6 protein-coding genes are annotated in these 9,458 nt (G+C 70.9%); 2 read left to right on the top strand and 4 right to left on the bottom strand.

The window, feature by feature from the left end:
* Nucleotides 1–56: 56 nt before the first annotated feature.
* Entirely contained in the window at nt 57–1,820 is a 1,764-nt protein-coding gene (aspS, locus tag AOK18_RS17755) for an aspartate--tRNA ligase (RefSeq protein ID WP_055571743.1), read from the bottom strand.
* A gap of 157 nt (nt 1,821–1,977) precedes the next feature.
* On the opposite strand from aspS, the gene AOK18_RS17750 reads away from it, so the two are divergent.
* Entirely contained in the window at nt 1,978–4,215 is a 2,238-nt protein-coding gene (locus AOK18_RS17750; RefSeq protein WP_079105070.1) for an ATP-binding SpoIIE family protein phosphatase, read from the top strand.
* 6 nt (nt 4,216–4,221) lie between these two features.
* Here AOK18_RS17750 and AOK18_RS17745 read toward each other — a convergent pair whose 3' ends face one another.
* The 3 genes from AOK18_RS17745 to AOK18_RS17735 form a co-directional block, all read right to left on the bottom strand.
* Entirely contained in the window at nt 4,222–5,313 is a 1,092-nt protein-coding gene (locus tag AOK18_RS17745; RefSeq protein ID WP_055571742.1) for an AI-2E family transporter, read from the bottom strand.
* A 278-nt stretch (nt 5,314–5,591) separates the two neighbouring features.
* Nucleotides 5,592–6,572: a pirin family protein gene (locus tag AOK18_RS17740; RefSeq protein ID WP_055695013.1), complete on the bottom strand. Its 981-nt coding sequence runs from the start codon at nt 6,570–6,572 to the stop codon at nt 5,592–5,594.
* 187 nt (nt 6,573–6,759) lie between these two features.
* Nucleotides 6,760–7,242 (bottom strand): SseB family protein, encoded by a 483-nt coding sequence (locus tag AOK18_RS17735; RefSeq protein WP_055608004.1) that lies wholly within the window; start codon nt 7,240–7,242, stop codon nt 6,760–6,762.
* A 254-nt stretch (nt 7,243–7,496) separates the two neighbouring features.
* Here AOK18_RS17735 and AOK18_RS17730 point away from each other — a divergent pair, with 254 nt between their 5' ends.
* Nucleotides 7,497–9,323: an acyl-CoA dehydrogenase gene (locus AOK18_RS17730; protein WP_055571739.1), complete on the top strand. Its 1,827-nt coding sequence runs from the start codon at nt 7,497–7,499 to the stop codon at nt 9,321–9,323.
* Nucleotides 9,324–9,458: the final 135 nt, after the last annotated feature.

Raw genomic sequence — 9,458 nt, 5'->3', positions numbered from 1 at the left:
GAAGGGGCCCGGAACCACCGTCTCGGTGGTTCCGGGCCCCTTCCGCCGTCGTCGGACTACTTCGCCTGCGGCTTGCGCACCGTCAGGTGCAGTTCCTTCAGGCGGGCCTCGTCCAGCTCCGTCGGGGCGCCCATCATCAGGTCCTGGGCGTTGCCGTTGAGCGGGAAGGCGATGGTCTCGCGGATGTTGGGCTCGTCCGCGAGGAGCATGACGATGCGGTCCACGCCGGGGGCGATGCCGCCGTGCGGCGGGGCGCCGAAGCGGAAGGCGCGCAGCATGCCGGCGAACTTGTCCTCGACCGTCTCACGGTCGTAGCCCGCGATCTCGAAGGCCTTGATCATGATGTCCGGCTCGTGGTTCCGGATCGCACCCGAGGACAGCTCGACGCCGTTGCAGACGATGTCGTACTGCCAGCCCAGGATGTCCAGCGGGTCCTGGGTCTCCAGGGCCTCCAGGCCGCCCTGCGGCATCGAGAAGGGGTTGTGCGAGAAGTCGATCCGCCCCGTCTCCTCGTCCTTCTCGTACATCGGGAAGTCGACGATCCAGCAGAAGCGGAAGACGTCCTCCTCGAACTGGCCGGCCCGCTTCGCGGCCTCGACCCGGACCGCGCCCATGATCTTGGAGACCTCGTCGAACTCGCCCGCGCCGAAGAACACCGCGTGGCCGGGGGCGAGGGACAGCCGCTTGGTCAGCTCCGCGATGTTCGCCTCGGTCAGGAACTTCGCGATCGGGCCGGTCAGCGAGCCGTCCTCGGTCACCCGCACCCACGCCAGGCCCTTGGCACCCTGGGAGACCGCGTAGTCGCCGAGCTGGTCGAAGAACTTGCGCGGCTGGCCGGAGACGTCCGGCACCGGCAGCGCACGCACGTGCTTGCCGGCGAACGCCTTGAACTCCGAGCCCTCGAAGACGTCGGTGATGTCGACGAGCTCCAGCTTGGCGCGCAGGTCCGGCTTGTCGGAGCCGTACTTCAGCATCGCCTCGCGGAACGGGATCCGCGGGAACGGCGAGGTGACGTGACGGCCGTTGCCGAACTCCTCGAAGAGCTCGGTCATGAGCTTCTCGATCGGCTGGAAGACGTCCTCCTGCTCGACGAAGCTCATCTCCACGTCGAGCTGGTAGAACTCGCCCGGCGAGCGGTCCGCGCGGGCGTCCTCGTCGCGGAAGCAGGGCGCGATCTGGAAGTAGCGGTCGAAGCCGGAGACCATCAGCAGCTGCTTGAACTGCTGCGGAGCCTGCGGCAGCGCGTAGAACTTGCCCGCGTTGAGGCGCGAGGGGACGACGAAGTCCCGGGCGCCCTCGGGGGAGGTCGCGCTCAGGATCGGCGTCGCCATCTCGTTGAAGCCCAGCGCCGTCATCTTGTGGCGGATGGCCGAGATCACCGACGTCCGCAGCAGGATGTTGCGGTGCATGCGCTCGCGACGCAGGTCCAGGAAGCGGTACTCCAGGCGCCGCTCCTCGTTGACCCCGTCCTCGGCGTTGATCGTGAAGGGGAGGGGGGCCGCCGCGCCCAGCACCTCGACCTCGCCGACCTCGACCTCGACCTCACCGGTCGGCAGCTCGGGGTTGACGTTCTCCGCGCCGCGGGAGACGACCTTGCCGTCGACCCGGACGACGGTCTCCTTGGAGAGCCGGTCCAGGGCCTCGTAGGCGGGCGTGCCGGGACGGGCCACGAGCTGCGTGATGCCGTAGTGGTCGCGCAGATCGATGAAGAGGATGCCGCCCAGGTCGCGCCGATTGTGCAGCCAGCCGCTCAACCGGACGTCGGTGCCGACGTCAGAGGCGCGGAGCTCGCCGCAGGTGTGGGACCTGTACCGATGCATCGTCGTTCATCCAGCCTTCGCGGATCGGGGTCTTCGTTTCACGTGAAACTCCCCCCAAGCCTACCGGCCGGGCCGGGACCGCCGCCCCAGGACGGCCCGCCGGTGCCGCGGAGGCCGCCGGTGGCATTTTCCTCGCGAAACTCCATAAAGTGGGGCAATGCGCACAGGTGAGCCCCTGCCGTCCACGGGGGACGTCCTCGCCCTCCTCGGCACCGGCCGGTGGCACTGGGACACGGCAACCGGGCTGGTCACCGTCGACGGGGTGGCGGCACGGCTCCTGGGGCTGCCCGCGGAGCAGGCCACCCTCACCGAGGCCCAGGTCAGGTCCCGGCTGCACCCGGTCGACTGGAACGAGATCACCGGGGTGATCCGGCTCGCCGTCGCCGAAGGCACCCTCGCCGAGGTGCGCATCCGGATCATGGACGACCGGGGGCGGGTCGTACGGGTGGTGCGCAGTCGCTCCAAGCCGACCTTCGACCCCCTGCGCAAGGCGTACCTGCTCACCGGAACCCTTCAGGAGGTCACCGACCCGACGCCCGGCACCCCCGCCGACCGCAGGACGGTCACCGGCGACTGGCGCCGGTCCCGGGAGGCGTTCCTGCTGGACGCGGGCAGGGCGCTGGCCGAGGCGCGGTCGACGCAGGAGGTGCTGCGGGTCGTGGCGAACCTGTCGATGCCGGGCTTCTCGCCGGACGGACTCGCGGTGTTCGGCGTGGCGGGCGACCGGCTCACCATCATCGGCCACCACGGGCAGGAACCCGACGCCGACGCCGAGGACGCCTTCTCCATGCCGCTGGACACGGCCTACCCGGCCGCCGAGGTGATACGGACGGGCCGCGCGATCTACCTCTCCACCCCGCAGCAGTACCAGGCCCGCTACCCCCTCACCTGGCCGCTCGCCGAACGCTTCGGCCGCCACTCCTGGGCGTTCCTGCCGCTGATCGCGTCCGGCCGCACGACGGGCACCTGGATGGCGGCCTTCGCCCACCCGGTCGCCTTCACCCCCGACGAGCGGTCGGTGCTGACCACCGTGGCCCGGATGCTGGCCCAGGCACTGGCCCGCGCGGGCACCGCCGAGACCGAGCGGGCCCTCACCGACGGCCTGCAGCGCTCGATGCTGCCGAGGATCGGACCGCAGCGCATCCCCGGCATGAGCCTCGCCGCCCGGTACATCCCCACCGGCGGCGGTCTCCAGGTGGGCGGCGACTGGTACGACGTGATCCCGCTGCCGCACGGGCGGTTCGCCCTCGTCGTCGGGGACGTCCAGGGCCACGACGTACGGGCCGCCGGGCTCATGGGCCAACTGCGGATAGCCCTGCGGGCGTACGCCTCCGAAGGGCACCGGCCCGACGCCGTGCTCTCCCGGGCCTCCCGCTTCCTGTACGGGATCAACGAGGCGGACCCCTACGATCCGCGCTTCGCGACCTGCCTGTACGTGGAGGTCGACCCGGCCGGCGGAGTGCTGGACTTCGCCCGCGCGGGACACCCCGAGCCGGCGGTCCGCATGCCCGACACGACCGTGCTGACCCGGCAGACGGCCGGCGGGCTTCCGCTGGGCATCGACCCGGACGCCGACTACCCCACCACCCGCATGGCCCTGGAACCCGGTGAGACCCTGCTGCTCTGCACGGACGGTCTGATCGAGACCGGCGGCCACGACCTGGACACCGGCTGGCAGCGGCTGCGCCGCACCCTCGAACGCCACGAGGGCAACCTGGAGGAGCTGGCCGACGCACTGGTGCAGGCGGTCCACGGACCCTCCTCGCACCACACCACCGGCCCCCTGATCGACCGCCGCGAGGACGACATCGCCCTGCTGCTGCTCTCCCGCCGGGCCGAGGGCCGCGGCGCCGGCGCGGGCACGGGCCTCGACGCGGTGCGGTCGTCGCTGCGCCGCACCATGCTGACGGTGCAGCAGGCCGAACCGGAGCGGATCGCGGGGGCCCGGCGGCAGCTGCGCGAGCTGCTGCACGACTGGGGGTCGGCGGACCAGGTCGACTCGGCGGTCCTGCTCCTGTCGGAGGTGCTCACCAACGTCCTCGTGCACACCGACGCCGCCGCCCTGCTCGAAGCCGAGATCACCGACGGGCCCCGGGGCCGCCGGATGCGCGTCCAGGTCACCGACGCGGGCGCCGACCTCCCGCACCTGCGCACACCGGGCGAGCTGGCCTCCTCCGGCCGCGGCCTGCTCCTGATCGAACTCCTGGCCCACACCTGGGGCGTCGTCCCGCGCGGCAAGGGCAAGAGCATCTGGTTCGAGCTGGACGAGTCGCAGACCCCGCCGGACGACGCCGGGGGAGCCCCGTCCCCGCGGGGGCCCGAGGACCGCGCGCCCCGGGAGGACCGTGCGCCCCGGGAGGACCGCGAGCGCGCCGAGGGCCGTGTCACCCCGTGAAGGACCTCACGACGGCTCGGGCTCCGGGGGCGCCTTCGGGGCCGGTTCCGCCGACGCGGCGTGGCGCTGGCGCAGTTCGTCCACGATCCCGAAGACCGCCGCCGTCACCGGTACCGCCATCAGCATGCCGACGATCCCGGCGACCGAGGCGCCGGCGGTGATGGCGATCAGGACGACCGCCGGATGCATCTGCACGGTGCGGCTCTGGATCATCGGCTGGAGCACGTTCCCCTCCAGCACCTGCACCGCGAGCACCACGCCGAGCGCCCACAGGGCGATGAGGAAGCCCCGGTCGGCCAGCGCCACCAGGACGGCCACCGCCCCGGAGATGAACGCCCCGAGGTAGGGGATGTACGCCCCGACGAAGACCAGCGCGCCCAGGCCGACGGCGCCCGGCACCTTGAGGACCAGCAGGCCGACGGTGATGCAGACGGCGTCGATGAGGGCGATGAGGGTGGTCCCCCGCATGAAGCCCTCGACCCCGCCGAAGGCCCGGCGGGCCATGGCCAGCACGGCGTCCCCGGAGTCGCCCGGCACGAGCCCGCGCAGTTTCCCGGCGGCCCGGTCGGAGTCGCGCAGGAAGAAGAAGACGAGCAGCAGCGCGAGCACCGCCATGGTGAGCGTCTGGCCCACCACGCCGACCCCGCTGATGACACCCGACGCGGCCGTGCTCCCGAACTTGGACAGCAGCTCGCGCGCGTTCGCCGCGATGTCGTCCAGGGAGGTGCCGGCCGCCCCGAAGTGCTTGCCGAGATCGCGCGCCGCGATCCTGAGCGAGGCGATGATCTGATCCCCGGAGTCGATCAGGGCGGACACGACGATGTACACCGCGCCGCCGACCACCGCGACGACGGCGACACAGGTCAGACCCGCCGAGAGGGACCGCTGCACGCCGGCCCGCACCATCCACCGGTGCAGCGGCCGCAGCAGGGCCGTCCCGAGCAGGGCGAGCAGTATGGGGATCACGGCCGTCCGGAACTGCACGCACAGCAGCACCACGACGTAACCGACCCCGCAGGCGAGCAGGATGACGACACACCAGGCGGCGAAACGCCGAACGGCTTCGGGCAGCAACGGAGATGACGAGGAGTCCTGCATCGTCTCAGCCGATCACGCCCGGCACACCCTGTCCAGCCGCCGCCCGCCCGCCCCAGGTCACCGCACCGGTGACGGCGCGCCGCCACCCCCTCCTCCCGTCCCGGTCACCGCGCCGGGAACGGCGGACGGCCCCGCCCCGGACCGGACGGGGCCGTCCCGCACCCGGCGGTCGGACACCCGGGCCCGGACTTCCGGGACTTCCAGGACCTCCGAGCCTCCGGACTTCCGAACCTCCGGATTTCCGGGCTTCCGGGCTTCCGGGCTTCCGGGCTTCCGGGTCAGGACTCCCGCGGTCCCGACGCCGACATGCCGTGCACGGCCGGGACGGAGCCGAGGCGGCCCTTCTGGAAGTCCTCGAAGGCCTGCTGGAGCTCCTCGCGGGTGTTCATGACGAACGGTCCGTAGTGCGCCATGGGCTCCCGGATGGGCCGCCCGCCGAGCAGGACGACCTCCAGGTCCGGCGTGTTCGCGTCCTGCTTCTCGTCCGCGCGGACGGTCAGCGAGCCGCCGGCGCCGAAGACGGCGGTCTGCCCGAGGCGGACCGGCCGCCGCTCGGCCCCCACGGACCCGCGCCCGGCCATGACGTACGCGAGGCCGTTGAAGTCCTCCCGCCAGGGCAGCGTGACCTCGGCGCCCGGAGCCAGCGTCGCGTGGACCATCGTGATCGGCGTGTGCGTGACGCCGGGACCCTCGTGGCCGTCCAGCTCACCGGCGATGACGCGCAGCAGCGCGCCGCCGTCGGGGGAGGTGAGCAGCTGGACGCTGCCGCCGCGGATGTCCTGGTAGCGCGGCGCCATCATCTTGTCCTTGGCCGGCAGGTTCACCCACAGCTGGAGTCCGTGGAAGAGGCCGCCGGACATGACCAGCGACTCCGGCGGCGCCTCGATGTGCAGCAGACCGGAACCCGCCGTCATCCACTGGGTGTCGCCGTTGGTGATGGTGCCGCCGCCGCCGTTGGAGTCCTGGTGGTCGAAGATCCCGTCGATGATGTAGGTGACGGTCTCGAAGCCGCGGTGCGGGTGCCAGGGCGTTCCCTTGGGCTCGCCGGGCGCGTACTCCACCTCGCCCATCTGGTCCATCATGATGAACGGGTCGAGATGGCGGTAGTTGATCCCGGCGAACGCCCGGCGCACCGGGAAGCCCTCGCCCTCGAAACCGCTCGGCGCGGTCGTGACGGTGAGCACGGGGCGTGCCACGGCGTCGGCCGAAGCGGCCACCCGGGGGAGCGTCAGCGGGTTCTCGACGGTCACTGCAGGCATGTCGGTACCTCCTCGTTCGTACGGCCATTTTAGTTGAGCATTGAACTTTCTGCCAGCAGCAACGGAGAAAGCCCGGAGGGCATTCCCTCCGGGCTCGGCGGTTTCCGTGACGGGTGGGCTCCACCCGGCCGTCGCACGGCGACGGCGACGGCGACGGCGACGGGCACACCCTCGCCCTGGGCGGGCCCTACCCGTACATGCGCCGCATCGCGAACTCGACCATCTGCTCCACGGCCTTCGCGTCGAACACCATCCGGTGCTCGCCCTCCATGTCCAGCACGAAGCCGTAGCCGGTCGGCAGCAGGTCGATCACCTCGGCGCCGGTGATCACGAAGTACTTGGACTCCTTGCCCGCGTACCGCCGCAGCTCCTTCAGCGAGGTGAACATCGGGATCACCGGCTGCTGGGTGTTGTGCAGGGCGAGGAACCCCGGGTTGTCGCCGCGCGGGCAGTACACCTTGGACGTCGCGAAGACCTGCTGGAAGTCCTCGGCGGTCACCTGACCCGTGGTGAAGGCGCGCACCGCGTCCGCGAGCGACGGTGCGGACGGCTCCGGGTACAGCGGCGGCTGCTGCTGTTGCTGCTGCTGCCCGTACCCGCCCGGCATCTGCTGCTGCTGCGGCGGGACGTACCCCTGCTGTGCCCCTACGTTCTGGTCGTAGCCGTACATGCGCGCAAGCGTACCGAGGGCGCCGGAGGGGCGGGCGGGTACGGGCCGGTAAGGCCCGGCGGACGGGGCCTTCCCGGCGGTCCGCGGCCGGACGCCCCGGACGGCCCCGGGGAACGGATCTCGTCACAGATGGCCAGATCGGGCTTGCTTCTTATTACTGGCGGGTAGCATCATCGTAGCCACTTGCTGGCATGCAAACCCGTGCGAGGAACCCAGTGCCTCGCCGATCTTTCTACGGACCGGGAGCCGTCACCATGGGGCACTACAAGTCCAATCTCCGCGACATCGAGTTCAACCTGTTCGAGGTCCTCGGGCGCGACAAGCTGTACGGCACCGGACCGTTCGAAGAGATGGACGTGGACACCGCGAAGAGCGTCCTCGGGGAGCTGGCCCGCCTCTCGGAGAACGAGCTGGCCGAGTCCTTCGCCGACGCCGACCGCAACCCGCCGGTCTTCGACCCGGAGACCAACACCGCACCGGTTCCCGCGTCCTTCAAGAAGAGCTACCAGGCCTTCATGGACTCCGAGTACTGGCGGCTGGGCATCCCCGAGGCCGTCGGCGGCACGACGGCGCCCCCCACGCTGGTCTGGGCGTACGCCGAGCTGATCCTGGGCGCCAACCCGGCCGTGTGGATGTACTCCTCCGGCCCCGCCTTCGCCGGGATCATGTACAACGAGGGCAACGACACGCAGAAGAAGATCGCGCAGATCGCCGTCGAGCGGCAGTGGGGCTCCACCATGGTGCTCACCGAGCCGGACGCCGGTTCGGACGTGGGCGCCGGCCGCACCAGGGCCGTGCAGCAGGAGGACGGCTCCTGGCACATCGAGGGCGTGAAGCGGTTCATCACCTCGGGTGAGCACGACATGTCGGAGAACATCCTCCACTACGTGCTCGCGCGCCCCGAGGGTGCCGGCCCCGGCACCAAGGGCCTGTCCCTCTTCCTCGTCCCGAAGTACCTCTTCGACTTCGAGACCGGCGAGCTGGGCGAGCGCAACGGCGTCTACGCCACGAACGTCGAGCACAAGATGGGCCTGAAGGCGTCCAACACCTGCGAGATGACCTTCGGCGACCGGCACCCCGCCAAGGGCTGGCTGATCGGCGACAAGCACGACGGCATCCGCCAGATGTTCCGCATCATCGAGCTGGCCCGCATGATGGTCGGCACGAAGGCGATCTCCACCCTCTCCACCGGTTACCTCAACGCGCTGGAGTACGCCAAGGAGCGCGTCCAGGGCCCGGACCTCGCGAACTTCATGGACAAGGCCGCGCCCAAGGTCACCATCACCCACCACCCCGACGTGCGCCGCTCGCTGATGACGCAGAAGGCGTACGCGGAGGGCATGCGCGCGCTCGTCCTGTACACCGCCTCGGTGCAGGACACGATCGAGGTCAAGACGGCCGCGGGCGAGGACGTCTCGGCCGAGCACGCGCTCAACGACCTGCTCCTGCCCATCGTCAAGGGCTACGGCTCCGAGAAGGGGTACGAGCAGCTCGCCCAGTCGCTGCAGACGTTCGGCGGCTCCGGCTTCCTGCAGGAGTACCCGATCGAGCAGTACATCCGCGACTCCAAGATCGACACCCTGTACGAGGGCACCACCGCGATCCAGGGCCAGGACTTCTTCTTCCGGAAGATCGTCCGCAACCAGGGCGCGGCCCTGAACTCCGTCGCCGAGGACATCAAGCAGTTCCTCGCCCTGGGCACCGGCGGCGAGGAGCTGGCGGGCGCCCGCGAGCACCTGGCCAAGGCCACCGTCGACCTGGAGGCCCTCGTCGGCCTGATGCTCACCGACCTCGCGGCCACCGAGCAGGACGTCAAGAACATCTACAAGGTGGGCCTGAACACCACCCGCCTGCTGATGGCCTCCGGTGACGTGATCGTCGGCCACCTGCTCCTCAAGGGCGCCGCGGTCGCCGCCGAGAAGCTCCAGACGGCCTCCGCCAAGGACGTCCCCTTCTACACCGGCAAGATCGCCGCGGCGAAGTTCTTCGCGGCCAACGTCCTGCCCGGCGTCACCCTGGCCCGCAAGGTCGCCGAGGGCGTCGAGCTGGACCTGATGGAGCTGGACGAGGCGGCCTTCTAGGACCGCTTCCGGGACCGTCCGGTCACGGAACGCGCGGGACCGTCCGGTCCCGTCCGGTCCCGTCCGCTCGCTCCGCGTCCGTCCGCACCCGTACGAGGGCCCGCTTCCGCACCAGGGAAGCGGGCCCTCGTACGG

Source organism: Streptomyces prasinopilosus (assembly GCF_001419695.1).
Classification (GTDB): Bacteria; Actinomycetota; Actinomycetes; order Streptomycetales; family Streptomycetaceae; genus Streptomyces; species Streptomyces prasinopilosus.
The sequence above is the reverse complement of the archived record's forward strand: the minus strand, read 5'-3'. Positions and strand labels throughout refer to the sequence as shown.

Coding starts and splice junctions, on each gene's coding strand:
- aspS (WP_055571743.1), bottom strand. CDS start 1,820: ATGCATCGGTACAGGTCCCACACCTGCGGCGAGCTCCGCGCCTCTGAC.
- AOK18_RS17750 (WP_079105070.1), top strand. CDS start 1,978: ATGCGCACAGGTGAGCCCCTGCCGTCCACGGGGGACGTCCTCGCCCTC.
- AOK18_RS17745 (WP_055571742.1), bottom strand. CDS start 5,313: ATGCAGGACTCCTCGTCATCTCCGTTGCTGCCCGAAGCCGTTCGGCGT.
- AOK18_RS17740 (WP_055695013.1), bottom strand. CDS start 6,572: ATGCCTGCAGTGACCGTCGAGAACCCGCTGACGCTCCCCCGGGTGGCC.
- AOK18_RS17735 (WP_055608004.1), bottom strand. CDS start 7,242: ATGTACGGCTACGACCAGAACGTAGGGGCACAGCAGGGGTACGTCCCG.
- AOK18_RS17730 (WP_055571739.1), top strand. CDS start 7,497: ATGGGGCACTACAAGTCCAATCTCCGCGACATCGAGTTCAACCTGTTC.